Origin of the sequence: Providencia sp. (assembly GCF_052096715.1) — a bacterium.
Taxonomy (GTDB): Bacteria; Pseudomonadota; Gammaproteobacteria; order Enterobacterales; family Enterobacteriaceae; genus Providencia.
On record NZ_JBQDNB010000023.1, the window covers coordinates 21,610 to 39,078 of the forward strand.

Below are 17,469 nucleotides of genomic sequence, written 5' to 3' on the forward strand. Positions count from 1 at the left end.
ATCATTCCTTAATTATTTTGTACAAGAAATGTGATAGATGCATTTGCTTTTCCCGCAGTTGCATTATCAGCTAATGATTTATAACGCGCCCTCAATTTGATACTATTCGAGCCAACAACAGTTGCTCTACTACCTAATAGCGTACTAACTTCGTTCACATTCTTAGCTTCCCATTGTTTACGCTCTGTAGAATAAGCCTCAATTTGAATGCCCATTCCCGTCGCTTTACCTTCAACGTTATCTAGCGCAAATGACTTATTATCAGATGCAGGAACTCCTCGTAATGAACCTGAAACTTGGTTATTTACTGAGTTACAAACAAATTGCAATTCAAACTCCACCCAATCAGTTGTATCACCCACAGGAAAATTACTACCTCCCCCTTTTAATAACCAAAGACCTAAATCAACATTTAAATTATTAGTCTCAATGCTACATGTCGTACCTCGAATAGAACCGGTAAAATTGACCTTTATATCAGCAGCAGAGACCCATGTTGAAAAAGATAATATGAGTAGCATTAACAAGTTAAATATATATTTCATTATTAAATTACTCATTTTATTTATACACTAGGGTAACAGTGACCTGTGCATTACCATCGGAAGCTTTCACATTGTCAGATAATTTTACATACCTAAAATCAAAAGTTTTCGTCACAACTTGGCTCGCATTGGCTGTATTAATTAATGAATAAAGATGATCACTCGACAATGACCTATCACCACCTAACCGCAATGGGGTTGTTTTACCCGCTTCGAATACTTGTACTGCGAAACCAGGCTTTTCACCTTCATTCTCTAAGTAAATAATATTCGTACTTACATTACTTGGGTGAAAATTATCGGCTATAGTATAAAAAATAGACATTTGACTTGGGCAATCAATAGTGACGGATTGTTGAGCATAGCCAAAAGTATCTCCCACTTTTAAAGCCTGCACTTTTGCTAATTCATGAACACCTAAATTAACCGATTGACGAGCACTCTTGATTTCACAAGTACTCGCTTCCCATGTCACCATCGCAGGTGCAGGTTGAATCTCACCATCCCCCTGTAAATTACCACTACATTGCACTTTTAAAGGATCAAAACGAGCAAATGCATTTTCCTTGCCTTCAATTTTGCCTTGCACTGTTTTTACATACATCATTTTAGTTTCAAGGAATAATTTCGACGTTCCATCAACTGCATTAATTGGGCTATTACTATCCGCTAAAGGATACCAACGACTGGTTCCTTTTTGACGTACACCAACCACATAACCAATACCTTCAATACCCGTGCTAAAAATTGGGTAATTATCAGCACCATCGTTAATCGATAAACCGGTTGTTTTGCTATTTATCAATGGTTGAAATTTAAGATCACTAGGCTCATTTGCTATACACACTGCATTACCAGATTCAAGATCAAACTGTTTCCAACCATTACCTAGAATTGCTTTTTGAGGAAGCTTATGAGTTGCATTATTAATATCTAAATTCCCTAAATTAACACGATAAGATCCACTACTTAACGCATTAAATGAAAACAAAGTGATACCAATAGAAGTCATAATTTGTTTTATATTCATATTAAAAGCTCATTTAAGTGTTTAACGGCAATTGACAGGCAGGATAGGCAAATGCTGCTTCAACTGCTCCGCCGTTAATTGATATTCTGCTGTGCATTGGTCTTGAGCATCGTTACCCCATTTAATCTTTAAACGCCCTTTTTCAGGCATCCCACTAAGGTAAACATCCCCATTTTCATCAGCAATACCAGAACTTATATCCTGCCCATCAGTTTGATCCAATTGAGCTATGGCACCAAAGGGAACGGGTTTACCATTGTGATTCGCATTAAAGAGTAAGCGATAACCAACATGCGTTTGATAGTTAACTAATATAGCGGCACCTTTTGTTGGAATAACAGTCACTGTATTGGTCTTTAATTCAACATTGTCAGGCAATGAGTCCACATCAAGTGAAATTTCATTTTTAGTATAAGCACTTAAATAAGGTACGATGGCATAACCACGCCCATCGGTAGCCACCCCAGTGCGGTTAGAGATATTCACATTTTCTGCGCCGGGTGCTCTAATGATGCCAAAAGAGTCATAGATAGGCTGCGACAATGTCACACCATAAGGATGAGCGACCACTGCGCCCGTTAAGCCGTAATTAGCACGTTGTGAATATCGATCATAACCATAACCTACGTTAGCAATACCGAAGCTACCTCGATAAGATGCAGCAGCGTTTCCACTCGCTTTAGTTTCTTTATTGCCGTATGACTGTTGAATGGAATAACTTAAATTCTGACGCTCAAGTAAGCTGCCACTGATCCCAACCATCGCATCTGTATTGCCATTATTATCGGTGGTCATATTGCTATTTAATGACGTGTAGCCACCAAATGTATTATCAAGTGGAATTGTTATTGAAAATGAAAAATGATTATCAGCTTTATGTTGGTATGCGTTATCAGAATAACTGTAATTTAAATTATAAGTGATCCCGCCATAACTATTATTATAACCTGCGCTCATTGAACGTTCTTTTCCTGAGCGATTCCAATAATCTTGCTGATAAGAGGAAAAATAGATACTGCCATATTCATTAAGCGATTGACTCAATGTGACTTGGAAGCGGTTTTTTTTGTTATCTCGATATAATTCAGAATTGTTGCTATTAGCTTCAGTAAAGCTGTAATAACCCTGAGTGGAGTAGCGATAATTTGCTAGTGTAACTGACGTTCCCGTTGTCATCATATTTTTAGAATACTGAAAACGATATGATTGACCACTGTCTGTACTCTCTCGACCTTTTAAGTTTTGTGTACTAGCTTGAGTTACATCAGTTGATAATGCACCAAAATTACCTAAGTTAATGCCAAGACCTGCGGCATAGGATTGATAATCTTTCGAAAGTAATGTTCCTGCATAACCTGTAATACCTTTAGGTAAGCCATAAATAAATGTGCTTTGCATAAAATCGGGTTCATTAGCATTTGAATTCGATTTATATTTCCCGCCGGTAAGAGAATATTTTAATTGTCCTTCACGTTGCATAATGGCAATTGATGAGAATGGCACAATAAACGAACGCTCGGAACCATCGGCTTCTTTAATTATAACGGTCAAATCACCACTGGTTCCGGTTGAGTAAAGATCGTCAATTTCAAAAGCGCCAGGGGCTACATAGGATTGATAAATCGTATAATTATTTTGCTTAACAGTTACTTCTGCATTGCTTTGAGCTATCCCCCTAATAATAGGTGCAAACCCTCTCATCGAGTTTGGTAACATAGACTCATCACTTTGCAGTTGGATACCACGAAATTGGAAGCCATCAAAAACTTCCCCTGGTGTTGTGGTATCACCGACAATTAACTGAGACTTTAAGAAATTAATCCCACGCTCTAGGCTGGTTTCAATATTATTCCATTCTCTTTGCCCTGAATTATCACTGTAAGTCGAATAATTTTTGAGCCTCCACGGACCTATGTTTAGTCCGCTACGTAAATTAAAATAATGGGAATTGCTATCTGCAGAACTATTACGGTTCCAGTTATTTGAACCACTATAATAATAATTTAACACTAATGCTGGAACGCCATTTTCCCATTGGCTAGAAGGTATTGCGCCTGCGACTTGTTTATCCATCGCTATTTGAGGAATAGAAATAATAAGTTTTTGCTGGTTGAGTTCTAAAATCGTTTTTGCATCCGGAATATAATTACTAATAACACCGATACTTTGCTCAGCCGTAAGAGAGGAAAAAGTAGCAATTGACTTAACATTAACGCCCCAAGATTCTAATTCGGCTTTAGTCAAAATAGGTATTAATTGTTTGCTCGTTTCACTATCAACAAATGTCACTTCTCTCGAATCAACAAATACCCCATTAATAATGATATCGACGTGATATTTTCCTGCAAGTTGCCCACCTGCGGTTGAAAAATGATCGAGATTTTGTAAATCAGCAACATTTGTCCCATCGACTGCACTGAGTGAATTAGGACTAAAATAATCCTCGGCAATGGCACAATTGATACTAGCGCTGACAACAATTATTGCCGTAATAGCCTGACAAATTCTTTTTACTTGAAAGTTTAATTGCACATTATGCGAATATGAAAGATATTCATTACAATGTTCACGTAAGTTTTTTGGTTTTGTAATACGGCGCATAATGAATAATCTTCCAATTATTATTTTAATTTTTGTGTTTTAGCTTGCGTGATTGTTCCGTGATCATTAACAGCACTCCAAGTCACTTGGTTTGCTTGCATACCAGAAATACTCCATGACGCTTCACCCATTGGAGGAACCATTCCTGGATTTTCAATCTCTTTATTGCCGACTTTCAATTCACCAAATGAAACATAGTAAGGTGTCGGATTTTTCGCTTTTAAAGTATTACCTGTTTTTTCAAAACTCAGTTTTTCATATGCATTAAATGCATCTGAACTTGGTAAAGTTATAGGTCGATAAATCAATTTTATTTTGTTATTAATCGAAATTGTTAAGCTATTCGTTGAATTTTTATCTGATGGTGGAATCGATTTCACATTCAACCAATAAACCGACTCTTTATCTGTAGGCAGTCTTGGGTCTGTTAATACAATACGAACCGCATTAGCTGACTCAGGCTCAATTCGAAAAAGGGGTGGGGTCACAGAAAAAGGTGGTTTAGTTTTGTCCGTGTTATCGAAATTATCAATCCACGATTGAACCAAAAAAGGTGTTTTATCATCATTTCTGACCGAAATAGAGGCTTCTTTTTTATCTCCTTCATAAATCACACGAGTTCCACCCAATACTACGCTTGCGTTAGCATTTACTGCTGCTGTGCTCAAAAGAATTAAAGCAATAAGTGATTTTTTCACACTATTCCCCTATAGGAAAAAAGAGGGAACACGTAAAGTCCCCTAATAATATAATTACTGAGTATATTTAATAGTTACGGTTACATCAGCGTTAGCGGTTCCAGGAGTAACTGCATCAGCGGTCGTTACATAACGAGCAAAATATTCTTTTTCACCTTTATTACCTTTACTTAAGTCAATAGAACCAGCTGGAGAGTTTGGTTGATAATAAGTAGAACCGACATTATCAGAAGAGAGTCCAATACCAACCCCTGTAGCCTTATCTACGTTATATAGTTCTGGGTTGTCTGAATTAGCAGTACCACTAAAAGTAACAATGGCTTGATTTAAGGTTGCAGGGCAGCCACTAAGACCAATTAAAAATGGTATTGCATCTGTTTTCTCGCCAACTTTATCAAAGCTGTTTGACATCCAAGTACCTAACTGAATAGTGCCTTCATTTTTATTTGCATTATTAACTTCAACCATACAAGTTGAATCAATAAATTGACCTTTAAAATGAATTGTCCCATTAGCATCTGCAGATGCCGCATTTGCCATACCTGAAAATGCAGTAGCCATAATTGATGTAATTAATAATGTTTTTTTAAAATTAATATTTAACCCTTTATATGTCAGTAAATATTATTTAATTATCAACGTACGCAATATTACTGATGTAAATTTAAATATTATTGCTCTACGTTTTAACTCATCAAAAGTATATTAGCGTTTCTTAACTAAATCCATAATACGTGTAATTAATATTAATTTAATATAAGTTAATATATTTAATGTCAAAATATAGCAAATTAGTGGTATTTAAAGAATAAACAACTTAAAAATATGTTATAATTGAAATTAAAAACCAAATACCACCTTAGTGGTAGTGTTACAGTTTGTATTTTAAACTGTAACCTCATATTTCGAATGAAATACAAATTCATCACTACTGTCATTACGCTGCAATTTATTAATAAAAAAACAAATATAATTAACACTTCATTAATAATGTTAGATTTTAATATCGATAACGGAGGAATTATGGGCGTTAAAAACTGGCTAGATATAATTCTCTAATTGTTCTATAAAAATGAAAAAAATTGAGCGCTAAAAAAATAAGACTAATCTTAAGTAATTTTTATGTTAGTGCATAAAATTAAACTTTTAAAAAAATATTTATATAAGAGAAAAAAAGTCACCTATTAGAACTATTTTCTTTTCATTAAATTAGTTTAAGCAAATAAGCAACAACCTGCATTTTGGCTCACTAGAATCATAAAAATAGGTATTGTTACTTATTTAATTAATAAAAAACCGCACTTTAATTGATTTTTTATTAATCTTTAAAGTGCGGTTTTTAAGCGCCTAATAATAAATGGTTTAAGACAATTAATGACCTTAATAATTAACTACGTAATCCTCTACCTTGCTCAATAAGATACCAAGTTAGAATATAAAAGATGACTAAGAAAATCATTAAAACACCCAATGTTACCATGACAGAAACATCGGCAATACCTAAGAAGCCATATCTAAAACCACTGATCATATACACGATAGGATTAAGCTTAGATATCGCCTGCCAAACTGGAGGTAATAAAGTTAATGAATAAAAAACACCGCCAAGATAGGTGAGAGGCGTTAAAACAAAAGTCGGTACGATACTGATATCATCAAAGCTTTTCGCAAAAATTGCATTCAATAATCCAGCGAGTGAAAATACAATTGCAGTAAGCAACAACGTAATTATGACCATCGACCATGAATGAACGTGTAATGGAATAAAGAACAGCGAAATTAAAGTCACTAAAAAGCCAACTAAAACACCACGTGCCACACCACCGCCAACAAAACCAGCAATAATGACATGAGTTGGCACAGGGGCTACCAGTAATTCTTCAATATTCTTCTGAAACTTAGCACCAAAAAATGAAGAACAGACATTAGAGTAAGAATTAGTAATCACCGCCATCATAATCAGACCGGGGACAATAAACTGCATATAATCCACCCCACCCATTTCACCAATTCGAGAACCAATCAAGTTACCGAATATCACAAAATAGAGCGACATCGTAATCACCGGTGGTAACAATGTTTGTACCCATATCCGACCAAAACGAGTAACTTCCTTTATCCAAATCGTTTTTAATGCAACCCAATATAATGAAATCATTGTGCATCCTCCTTATGGGCGGCATCACTTTCTTTTCCCACTAAATTGACAAATAATTCTTCTAAACGATTCGCCTTATTACGCATACTCAAAATTTGAATGCCTTGTTCGCTTAATTGACTAAATACCCCATTAAGTCCCTGCTCTCTTTTCACATCAACTTCTAGAGTCGATGTATCAATTAACCGAGCGTCATATCCTGCTAATTTAGGTATCGGACTTTTAGGTGTTAGGTCAAAAATAAATGTTTCTGACTCTAGTTGACTTAATAACTGCTTCATACTGGTATTTTCCACCAGCTCACCGTGTTGAATAATACCAATATTCCGACACAGCATTTCAGCTTCTTCTAAATAGTGGGTTGTCAAAATAATGGTTGTTCCTTGTGCATTTAGCTCTTTCAGAAAGCTCCACATAGAACGACGTAGCTCAATATCAACACCCGCTGTCGGTTCATCTAAGATCAATAATCGAGGTTGATGCATTAATGCCCGAGCAATCATCAAACGACGCTTCATACCACCAGATAAGTTACGCGCCCGTTCATCTCGCTTTTCCCATAAATCTAATTGGGTTAAATATTGTTTCGCACGCTGTAAAGCGATATCACGCTTAACGCCATAATAACCTGCTTGATTGAGTACAATCTGTAATACCGTTTCAAAAGGATTAAAATTAAATTCTTGTGGAACGAGACCAAGTTGCTGCTTAGCCTGCACAACTTGCTTTGAAAGATCATAGCCAAACACTTTGACTGAACCACTAGTTTTATTGACCAGTGAGCTAATAATCCCTATTGTGGTTGACTTACCTGCGCCATTAGGTCCGAGCAATGCATAAAAGTCACCATCTTCAACGTTCAAATCGATTCCTCGCAAAGCCTTCACGCCACCCGAATAGGTTTTGGTCAGTTGCGATAACTCAAGGGCATACGTCATATGTAAAAAACACCTTTATTCTTGTGATGGTTTAAGGGCAATATGGGCCTATGATGCCACTTTTTTCTATTCTATGTTATGCAGAAAAGTGATAATAAACCCAAAATAATTTGAGATACAGATAGGTAGCAAGGGAAAATAGCCCAAGAACTGCAGTAATAATGTCATTTGAAGTATGATGAATATAAGGTTATAAAAGATAATTCAACATGTTACTTATTTAGGGTTGTCTTGTCTAAATGAGTGGTTCATCATAATGAAATTGAATTAATATAACTAACTATTAATAAATCAATATACTCTAAATCAGTCAAGGTGCAGCTAAATGGCAAGTAAATGAGTCGCTAGGCGCTAACTAACATTGGTAACTAGAACGAATGAACACAGTCAACACCAATGCAAGTTGATGTATGACGAGTTAAATATTGTATAAATTTTTATCGCAAAGTAACACAACCAGGCTATAAGTCATGATGAAAAAAATCGAAGAGCTATTTGCAAATAATGAAGCATGGTCAGCCTCTGTAAAAGAGGAAAATCCTGAGTTCTTTAAAGAATTATCAAAAGCTCAAAAACCTAGATTCCTATGGATCGGCTGTTCAGATAGCCGTGTACCTGCTGAAAAATTAATTAATGCTGCGCCAGGTGATCTATTCGTACACCGTAACGTTGCCAATCTTGTCATCCATACCGACCTTAACTGTTTATCCGTTATTCAATATGCGGTAGATGTTTTAGAGGTCGAACACATTATCATCTGTGGCCATTATGGATGCGGTGGTATTGAAGCGGCTGTTGATAATACTGAGTTAGGATTGATTAACAACTGGTTATTGCATATCCGTGATATATGGTACCGACATAGCTCAATGCTAGGTGAATTAAAGCCTTGCGAACGCCTCGACCGTTTATGCGAATTGAACGTTGTTGAACAAGTTTATAACTTAGGCCACTCAACTATTATGCAGTCAGCATGGAAACGTGGGCAAAAAGTGATGATCCACGGGTGGGTCTACGGTATTAACAACGGTCGTTTGCATGATTTGCATACCACTGCTGATAGCCGTGAAAAACTTGAGCTGTGTTATCGTGAAGCAATAGCGAAACTCACGCCAAAAATATAGCAATCGAATATCAATAAAAAGGACAGCCTTAGCTGTCCTTTCTTTTATAGCACGTATAGCATGAGAGATTGATTACTCGTCAAGTAGAGTCACATGCCCAATATAAGGTAAATGGCGGTACTGTTGAGCATAATCAATGCCATATCCCACGACAAATTTATCTTCAATAGAATAACCAATCCATTCGACTGGTACATCAACTTCACGACGTGAAGGTTTATCAAGCAACGTACAAATCGCAACAGATTTCGGGCCACGTAATTCAAATATTTCACGTACTTTATTTAAGGTGTTACCCGAATCGATAATATCCTCAACAATCAGAACATGTTTACCCCGAATATCTTCATCTAAATCTTTAACGATTTTCACATCACGGCTGGATGTCATTGCATTACCGTAGCTTGATACCGTCATGAAATCGACTTCATGAGCTACACTGATTTTACGGCATAAATCAGCCATAAAAATAAATGAGCCTTTTAATAAGCCAACGAGTACTAATTCGCCCTCTATTTTTTGGTAGTGAGCACTAATTTCATTCGCTAATTCATTAATTCGCTGAGCGATCTCTTCTTCAGAGATCATTACTTCAAGGGTATGTTTCATCTTTAATTACGCATCTATGGGAATGGAAAGCACGTAATTTTAGCATAAAGCTCTCTAAGACGCGATATCTTCACAGACAACCTAAATTTAAGTTAAGGATGATAATGATTTTAAATTATACCTATAAAAACAAAAGGGCTAGAATCTAACAATCCTAACCCATGAGATATTTAGCTTAATTTAATTAATATTAGCTAACCGTGAAACCCATCATCATCCCAGTATCTTCATGCTCTAATAAATGACAATGCGCCATATAAGGATGCTGCGGTGTTGCTGGATGCTTAAATTCTACCAACACTTCACTCACTTGCCCTTCCACTCTTACAATATCTTTCCAGCCTTGGCGATGTGGCTCTACCCCTTTGCCATTTTCTTTCAAAATTCTAAAACGTGTACCATGCACATGGAATGGATGTAACATCATGTCACCGCGACCTGAAATGACCCAAATCTCTTGTTTATTCATCGGTGCATTAAACGCAGGATGTGTCATCGAGAAAACTTGTCCGTTAATGGTATTCGCGTTATGAATATCTAATTCACCAGTCCCCGTACCACAATGACCACCACCATTTCCCATCCCATTCATTGGCATGTTATTCATCTTGCCCTGAGACGCATTACCGTCACCCATACTACCGTGATTCATATTGCCGTGATTCATATTTCCCTGCCCCATGGAATTATTATTTCCATCAGACATCATATTTTCCATCATTGTGCCGCCCATGTTACCCATAGCTTGGTCACCATATTTTTCACGTAACATCATCATGCCTTGCATATCTAAGCGCATATCCATCATTAAATGGAAGCGGCGACGAGTCAGCCCTGTAAGTGATGGAATCGCGGGCAACGCGGCCAAGACAGGTGGTAATTTACCTTCACTAGCACTGATCGTCGTTTCAATATGAAGGACAGGCAGAGGCTGGTCGAATGGTGCAATCGTCATGCCCATTTGACCAACAGGTAAGGTCACTAAATCAAATGAACGACCATCAGAGGCATCAATCAAAACTTCAAAACGCTCACCCGTTAAAATAGGTAATTCGGTTAATGGAATAGGCTCTGCGAGTAGGCCTCCATCACTTGCCACCACATACATTTTACGGCCATCACTGGTTGAGATATTTAAGCTTCGTGCATTGCATCCATTCAACAACCGAAGGCGTATCCAACCTTTTGGAGCAATGTGCTTAGGAAGAACCACACCATTAGTCAGCATCAGTGAACCAAACCAGCCCACAGCAGCACTCATCACATCCAACTGATAATCTATCTGGCCGTCATCATTCAAACGTTTATCTTGTAAAATCACAGGAACGTCATCAACGCCCCATGAACTTGGTAAGCCATGTTTAGTGCTATCTTGGTCTTTAATCAATACCAGTCCAGCTAACCCCATCGCAACTTGGTAGCCTGTTTGTCCGTGTGTATGAGGATGGAACCAGCACGTTGATTCAGGTTGTGCGACGGTAAAATTTACTTTTCTGCTCGCGCCTGGACGAATAATCGCTTGTGGACCACCATCTTGCTCACCTGATATTTCTAATCCATGCCAATGCACTGTTGTTTCTTCAGGCAGTTGATTTACAATATTAATATTAACACTTTGTCCGTTTTTCAAACTAATTGCCGGACCAAGTAAATCACCGTTATATCCCCACGTTGTCGTTTTTTTACCGGGAACAAACACAGAAGTCCCTTGCTTAATTGCAATTTGGATATTACCTTGAGCATCTGGCTCTAACAATGCAGGAATAGCAAGAGTTGGATAGTTTTCAGCCGCTACCGCGATACGGCTCCAAATAGGTAGCGCACTTGCAGCGTAAGTAATAGCGCTTAATTTAAGAAAATCGCGACGTAACATTGATAACCTTCCTTTATTTATCAAAATAAAAAATCTGTGAGAACAAAATAGGATGGCAAATAGCCAATTACCTTTTCCGGCGAAAACGTGCTTTAATAGTGGGGATGATAAAGCTTCCCCCTACAGGAAGGTCAACATACCCACTCAATAAATATGGGTTTATTACATTGATTTAAGAAAAATATAGTTGACTAACAATTCTATTCTCATGCTAACGTAACTTTACAAACAAATCCGATAGAATACTGAATGCGCAAATTTATAGTAATGTCATGCTTAATGACTCTGTTAGGGATAACCCAATCTGCCAGAGCTCTTTCTACAAACGAAGCTGAAGATCTTGCCGATCTCACAGCCGTTTTTATTTATTTAAAATATGACTGTGGATATACACAAATACCCGATAGGGAAATTGAACGAGCTATCGTTTATCTTGCAAAGAGCAATAAATGGGATCTCAGTGATTATAACTCCACAAAAATGACAGAAATGAACAAAGAAAGTTATGCTGATCTAAAAGGTATTCCTTTAGATAAAGACTTTAAATGTCAATCATTAGCTCGGGACTCATTGGGATTATTTGCTTACGTCAAATAAGTTAAATCATCACCTATTGGGAACAACAGTTAACTTAAAGTAAAGAAACATGTTAATTGCCACACATGTTTCTTTTCAGTTTAGGGCCTCTTCGCTCTTTTTTCCTGCCAAAATAACACCAAAGATGGAATACTTTGAATTATCACCATTCTGATAATGTGATTCGACATGACAAATCCAGCATCGAGATTCATCGTAATTGCAGCGAATGTCATCGCTTCCATACTGCCCGGTGCCCAGGCTAACAGCAAAACTGAGATATCGTAACCGGTTAACCATGATGCAAACACAGTAACAAGAAAAGTTAAAAAAATATTAATAACAACAACTTGAGCAGAAGAGTAAATATTTTTAATTAATGATGACAATGGGAAAACAATAAAATGATTACCAATGTTCATACCGATTAATACCATACTAAGTTCTGTTAGCATTAATGGAAAATGAAGCGGCACATCCAGCCAACCTTGTATTAAAGTTGCCGTGGCTAATGAAGTCAGCATAAAAGGTGCAGGAACTCTTAAACGCTGTAATATCAATCCAGAAATAACACCTACTGCAACAATGACTAGCAACCAAAAAGTAGATTCTAATGAAAGCTGGGGTAATTGAAAAATAGGTTGAGGGTCATTATTGCTACCCACAACAATACCAGCTAAAAATATTAAGATAATTAAGCGAATGGTATGGGAAATAACAATTTTCTGTGGCGGGGTATGCGTATGGTCAGTCAGCGCTAAAATGGCAGCCATTGCACCAGGAACTGATCCTAACATTGCTTCTTGTTTAGTCCATCCTACTTTGCGGTAAAACCAAAAAAAACTGAATGAAAATTGCACGGCTAAACAGACAACTAACATAACTAATAAAAGTAATAAATTATCGACTTCTTTTAACGAAACCTGATTGAACATCAAACCTACAGATGTCCCTAACGCGACTTGAACAAAGGTGATGGTATGCTTAGGAATAGGAAAAGAGAAACCAAATCGATGAAAAATAATAATGGCAATAATGGGACCAAACATTAATGCGAGTGGTATTCCAAAATAGGTTAGTAGCCCACCAATAAATGAGCAAATCACTATCCCGCCTAACATTTTTATGAATTTCATCATCAAAAACTAACCATTAAGACCCCATGTTATAGCCTTAATTTATATCACAATATAATGCCACCAACGTTTAGTTTTCACCTATTTGTCACCTAAGTGATTATTCACTGAAATTTCAATTTTTGACCGATATTCATTTTGTATTTTGCTAATTTAGAAGCATAAATCAGTGATGATAAAATCAGTTAACTGAAGCTCGGATTTACTTATTTCTGTTATCAGCGTCGGCTTGATTAATAACGGCTTTTGCCATCCACTGCGCAATTTCTGTGACTTGCTGATTATCTAACATCCAAATATCTTTTAGCACTAAGAATATTTCCGAGCCATAAATAACCGAAAAAGCTTTGATAACTTTATCAATCGTTTCTTGCGGATATTCACCTTTCATCGGCGTTGTCACCATTGAAAGAATATCTTTTCGATTTCCTCGCTGAAGGCGTTTAACTTTCGGGACATCTACATTTTGCAATGATGAGCGGTCAGAAGCCCATTGCTGTAGTGAGACTTGTAATGCCGCTCTTAGTACTCCTTCATGCTCAAACATTCGAGGAAAAGCATAACGCAACAACTCGTCAATACGTTCACTGGTTTTTTCACTTTGCGGTCGCCATGTTAAAATAGGTCCCAAACTGGCATTCACGGTAGCAGTAATTAAGTCGCTCTGTGTGGGAAAGTAGCGATAGGCTGTTGCACGAGAAACGCCGGCTTCAAATGCAAGCTCAGAAACAGAAGGCATTGCACCCTTTTCAAATAAATCTAAAGCCGTCGTTACCAATAAAATATAGGTTCGTTTACGCGTACCTTTATATTCTGAAATATTTTGAGTTTGCGGCATTTATTCATCCTTAAAATACTGTCTCTGAGAATAAGTTTAATCAACTTCATAAAAAAAAGAACTCGAGTTGACATGCACTTTTAATCTATTAGATTTTCTAACATCTCTCAATTTTAATTTAGCTTTAAACTAATTACTCAATATCATAGGTGGATCATGCTAATTAAGCTACAAATTATAGATATTAATATTTAATGATAGTGATAATAACCCATATTAAATATTATTTTTTAATTTTTATCAATAAGATACAATCATTAACACATTTTACTTATCTTAAATTTAAAAACGAGATAATAATCTCATTTTACAAACCTAAAAAATGATACTATAGTCTCATTAAGATGAAAAATTAAACTCCCGACCCAATCTGAAAGGATTTTCCATGAAAAAGCACCAGGGATTTATTTACATAGCTACTACGTTAGATACTAAAAGTGCCGAAATTTTTTATGTTAGTGAAATAATAAAAAATGCAGGGCTTTCTGTACGAACAGTCGATTTAACAACGCAACCAACTCAATTAGAAAAAAATGCGGATGTTAGTGCTGATACTATTGCGAACTATCATCCTCTTGGTGCTAAAGCTGTTTTTTGTGGCGATAGAGGTAAAGCTATAGAAGCTATGGCGCAAGCATTTAGTCTTTATCTTGCTGCACAAACCGATGTTGCTGCTATATTAGGCCTTGGCGGCTCAGGCGGCACAGCATTAATTACCCCAGCGATGCAAATATTACCTGTCGGTATACCTAAACTAATGGTTTCCACCATGGCCTCTGGCGATATTTCAGGCTATATCGGTGCCAGCGATATCTCAATGATGTATTCAGTAACCGATGTCTCTGGGTTAAACATTATTTCCCGTAAAGTATTAAAAAATGCAGCCAATCAAATTGCAGGGGCAGTTTGGTTTAATCAAGATGATGAAGATACCACCACCTTAAAACCGGCTATTGCATTAACTATGTTTGGTGTCACCACATCTTGCGTGCAACAACTTACTGCTAAGCTAGAAGATGAGTTTGATTGTTTAGTTTTTCATGCTACTGGCAGTGGCGGGAAGGCAATGGAAAAACTCATTGATAGCAATCTATTGCATTCCGTTTTAGACATCACCACTACGGAAGTTTGTGATTTTCTATTTGGTGGCGTACTTGCCTGTGATGAAGACCGTTTTGGTGCAATTGCTCGTACTCAAACCCCTTGTGTCCTTTCCTGTGGTGCTTTAGATATGGTCAATTTTGGACGACCGGCCACGGTGCCCGAACAATATCGTGAAAGGCAATTTTATCACCACAATTCGCAAGTTACCCTCATGAGAACTACCCCAGAAGAAAATCAACAAATGGGTCGTTGGATTGCACAAAAACTTAACCGTTGTGATGGCGAAATTCGCTTTATCATCCCAACCGCAGGATTCTCAGCCTTAGATATTGAAGGCGCACCATTTTGGGACCCACTCGCTGACCAAGCATTTATTGATGCACTGACCGAAAATCTAATTACAACAGCAAAAAGACAGTTAATTTTGAGTCCTTATCATGTTAATTCCGCTGAATTTTGTGAACAAGTGATTCAATTACATCAGGATATATTGAACAAATAATACAGAGGTCTATTCATGAAACATAACCGCGAAAGTTTACTGAAAAAATTCAGAGATATGATAGCCCGTGGCGAACCGATTATCGGTGGTGGTGCGGGAACTGGGTTATCAGCTAAATGCGAAGAAGCTGGCGGTATTGATTTAATCGTTATCTATAACTCAGGCCGCTATCGCATGGCTGGTCGTGGCTCACTCGCTGGCCTTCTTGCCTATGGCAACGCCAATGAAATCGTTATGGACATGGCAAAAGAAGTGCTACCGGTCGTTAAACAAACCCCTGTGCTTGCAGGTGTCAACGGTACGGACCCATTTTGTCAGTTTGATAAATTCCTTGATGATATCAAAGCGACAGGCTTCGCTGGTGTGCAAAACTTCCCAACGGTCGGTTTAATAGACGGTAACTTCAGAGCAAATTTAGAAGAAACAGGAATGGGTTACGCACTTGAAGTCGATATGATCCGTATGGCTCACGAAAAAGATTTATTAACCACACCTTATGTCTTTAGCAGTGAAGATGCTATCGCAATGACCAAAGCCGGTGCGGATATCATTGTGCCTCATATGGGGTTAACAACAGGTGGTAATATTGGTGCAGAAACGGCACTGACACTTAAAGATTGTGTGGCCCTAGTTAATGATTGGGCGAAAGCGGCTAAATCGGTTCGCGATGATGTGATTGTACTTTGTCATGGTGGTCCTATTGCTACACCAGAAGATGCTCAATATATCTTAGCTAATTGCCCAGATTGTCATGGTTTTTATGGTGCAAGCTCGATGGAACGTCTACCAACTGAAATTGCCCTCACAGAAACAACACAAAAATTCAAATCAATTACTCGCTAGTATTTTTATTTTCCATTTTGTTTTGCCAACACCAGGCGCCTACTTCGGTAGGCGTTTTTTTATTGCTTATAGATTATTTATTCATAATAAAAGCTGTTATTAAAAATGATAACGCAAAGCAAAATCATACTTAAGCGCTAACCTTACTAGCCTGTTTTTTACGGTATCGATAAGTAAAATACTTAACAATAATAGGCATAACTACTGGCATAGAAAAGTACATAACACCAAAAGCAAATGCAACATGGGGGTTTTCAGGAAATTCTCCACCTGAGGTCATAGCTGTATAATAGTCAATGGAAGATAAGTAACTAGGCGTTAGACCACCATAAGGCACCATAAAAGATAGGATCAGAGCGGCGAAAATACAAAACATAAAGTTGAGCGCCATTAATGCGGAATAGCCCATATTTTCTTGTCGTTCTTGCGGACTACGGCTACTCAAGCCAAATATCATTCGATTTATCACTGTAGCACTGTAAAGATAAAGAATAATTGGCGCATCACCAAGTACCGAAGTGTTTATTGCAAGGGCAAATACTCCATAAAATAGAGCAAAACCCACCAAGGCAATTTTATTTTGAATTACCGCCATAAAAACGCCAGAGTGCACGAGAATAAACTCAAAAATAAGAATAATTGTCAGATTATAAATAATCTCTGCATTATAGTATTCAGGGTAAAACCATACTGAGAGAATAAACCCAACATAGAATAACGAGAAACTATAGTTAACCATAGTTAACCATTTTCGATAATGCGCGAATAACATTAAATGATTGTTTGCTTTCAGTCAGACTTTTTGTCGAACTGCTCTTAGAAAAAAAACCGCTCTCGCTTTGCTTATCATTGCTACGATTATTTCTATTCGTTTTTCTTTCACTCCTTGATTTT

The 17,469-nt window shown here is 37.2% G+C and carries 16 protein-coding genes; 4 read left to right on the top strand and 12 right to left on the bottom strand.

All coding sequences use genetic code 11. From position 1 onward, the window contains the following. Positions 1 to 8: 8 nt before the first annotated feature. The 7 genes from ACTH6U_RS15780 to ACTH6U_RS15810 all read right to left on the bottom strand — a co-directional run bounded on the left by ACTH6U_RS15780 (position 9) and on the right by ACTH6U_RS15810 (position 7,970). Positions 9 to 545, bottom strand: a complete 537-nt coding sequence (locus ACTH6U_RS15780; protein WP_434719563.1) for a fimbrial protein — start codon at positions 543 to 545, stop codon at positions 9 to 11. A gap of 16 nt (positions 546 to 561) precedes the next feature. Beyond that, positions 562 to 1,575 (bottom strand): fimbrial protein, encoded by a 1,014-nt coding sequence (locus ACTH6U_RS15785; protein WP_294104923.1) that lies wholly within the window; start codon positions 1,573 to 1,575, stop codon positions 562 to 564. Positions 1,576 to 1,596: 21 nt separating this feature from the next. After that, positions 1,597 to 4,176 carry a fimbria/pilus outer membrane usher protein gene (locus tag ACTH6U_RS15790; RefSeq protein WP_441832589.1) on the bottom strand — a complete coding sequence of 860 codons (2,580 nt, stop codon included), beginning with the start codon at positions 4,174 to 4,176 and terminating at the stop codon, positions 1,597 to 1,599. Positions 4,177 to 4,196: 20 nt separating this feature from the next. Then, positions 4,197 to 4,874: a fimbrial biogenesis chaperone gene (locus tag ACTH6U_RS15795; RefSeq protein ID WP_294104926.1), complete on the bottom strand. Its 678-nt coding sequence runs from the start codon at positions 4,872 to 4,874 to the stop codon at positions 4,197 to 4,199. A 54-nt stretch (positions 4,875 to 4,928) separates the two neighbouring features. Further along, complete coding sequence (locus ACTH6U_RS15800) at positions 4,929 to 5,435, bottom strand: fimbrial protein (RefSeq protein ID WP_441832590.1); 507 nt, start codon at positions 5,433 to 5,435, stop codon at positions 4,929 to 4,931. Positions 5,436 to 6,261: 826 nt separating this feature from the next. Then, positions 6,262 to 7,032 (bottom strand): ABC transporter permease, encoded by a 771-nt coding sequence (locus ACTH6U_RS15805; RefSeq protein ID WP_294104929.1) that lies wholly within the window; start codon positions 7,030 to 7,032, stop codon positions 6,262 to 6,264. Continuing rightward, the gene (locus tag ACTH6U_RS15810) at positions 7,029 to 7,970 is read right to left on the bottom strand and encodes an ABC transporter ATP-binding protein (RefSeq protein WP_336429656.1); all 942 of its coding nucleotides are present in this window, start codon (positions 7,968 to 7,970) and stop codon (positions 7,029 to 7,031) included. The genes ACTH6U_RS15805 and ACTH6U_RS15810 overlap by 4 nt, the downstream gene beginning before the upstream one ends. A gap of 470 nt (positions 7,971 to 8,440) precedes the next feature. Here ACTH6U_RS15810 and can point away from each other — a divergent pair, with 470 nt between their 5' ends. Continuing rightward, on the top strand, positions 8,441 to 9,094 hold the full coding sequence (gene can, locus ACTH6U_RS15815; protein WP_294104933.1) for a carbonate dehydratase: 654 nt from the start codon (positions 8,441 to 8,443) through the stop codon (positions 9,092 to 9,094). A gap of 72 nt (positions 9,095 to 9,166) precedes the next feature. Here the strand turns inward: can and hpt are convergent, their stop codons facing one another. Further along, complete coding sequence (hpt, locus tag ACTH6U_RS15820) at positions 9,167 to 9,703, bottom strand: hypoxanthine phosphoribosyltransferase (RefSeq protein WP_441832591.1); 537 nt, start codon at positions 9,701 to 9,703, stop codon at positions 9,167 to 9,169. 190 nt (positions 9,704 to 9,893) lie between these two features. Continuing rightward, positions 9,894 to 11,576 (bottom strand): multicopper oxidase CueO, encoded by a 1,683-nt coding sequence (cueO, locus tag ACTH6U_RS15825; protein WP_441832592.1) that lies wholly within the window; start codon positions 11,574 to 11,576, stop codon positions 9,894 to 9,896. A 249-nt stretch (positions 11,577 to 11,825) separates the two neighbouring features. Between cueO and ACTH6U_RS15830 the strand changes: the two genes are divergently transcribed. Further along, positions 11,826 to 12,173, top strand: a complete 348-nt coding sequence (locus ACTH6U_RS15830) for a YacC family pilotin-like protein (protein ID WP_294104939.1) — start codon at positions 11,826 to 11,828, stop codon at positions 12,171 to 12,173. 80 nt (positions 12,174 to 12,253) lie between these two features. Here ACTH6U_RS15830 and ACTH6U_RS15835 read toward each other — a convergent pair whose 3' ends face one another. Together ACTH6U_RS15835 and ACTH6U_RS15840 are read right to left on the bottom strand one after the other, a co-directional pair. After that, positions 12,254 to 13,291 (bottom strand): AbrB family transcriptional regulator, encoded by a 1,038-nt coding sequence (locus ACTH6U_RS15835; protein WP_294104941.1) that lies wholly within the window; start codon positions 13,289 to 13,291, stop codon positions 12,254 to 12,256. Positions 13,292 to 13,490: 199 nt separating this feature from the next. After that, positions 13,491 to 14,126 carry a TetR/AcrR family transcriptional regulator gene (locus tag ACTH6U_RS15840; protein ID WP_294104943.1) on the bottom strand — a complete coding sequence of 212 codons (636 nt, stop codon included), beginning with the start codon at positions 14,124 to 14,126 and terminating at the stop codon, positions 13,491 to 13,493. Between the two features lie 385 nt (positions 14,127 to 14,511). Between ACTH6U_RS15840 and ACTH6U_RS15845 the strand changes: the two genes are divergently transcribed. Both ACTH6U_RS15845 and ACTH6U_RS15850 read left to right on the top strand, forming a co-directional pair. Beyond that, positions 14,512 to 15,732: a Tm-1-like ATP-binding domain-containing protein gene (locus ACTH6U_RS15845; RefSeq protein ID WP_441832593.1), complete on the top strand. Its 1,221-nt coding sequence runs from the start codon at positions 14,512 to 14,514 to the stop codon at positions 15,730 to 15,732. Between the two features lie 15 nt (positions 15,733 to 15,747). After that, positions 15,748 to 16,575 carry a phosphoenolpyruvate hydrolase family protein gene (locus ACTH6U_RS15850; protein ID WP_294104947.1) on the top strand — a complete coding sequence of 276 codons (828 nt, stop codon included), beginning with the start codon at positions 15,748 to 15,750 and terminating at the stop codon, positions 16,573 to 16,575. Between the two features lie 130 nt (positions 16,576 to 16,705). On the opposite strand, the gene ACTH6U_RS15855 is transcribed toward ACTH6U_RS15850, so the two are convergent. Then, positions 16,706 to 17,314: a hypothetical protein gene (locus ACTH6U_RS15855; RefSeq protein ID WP_441832594.1), complete on the bottom strand. Its 609-nt coding sequence runs from the start codon at positions 17,312 to 17,314 to the stop codon at positions 16,706 to 16,708. Between the last annotated feature and the right edge of the window lie 155 nt (positions 17,315 to 17,469).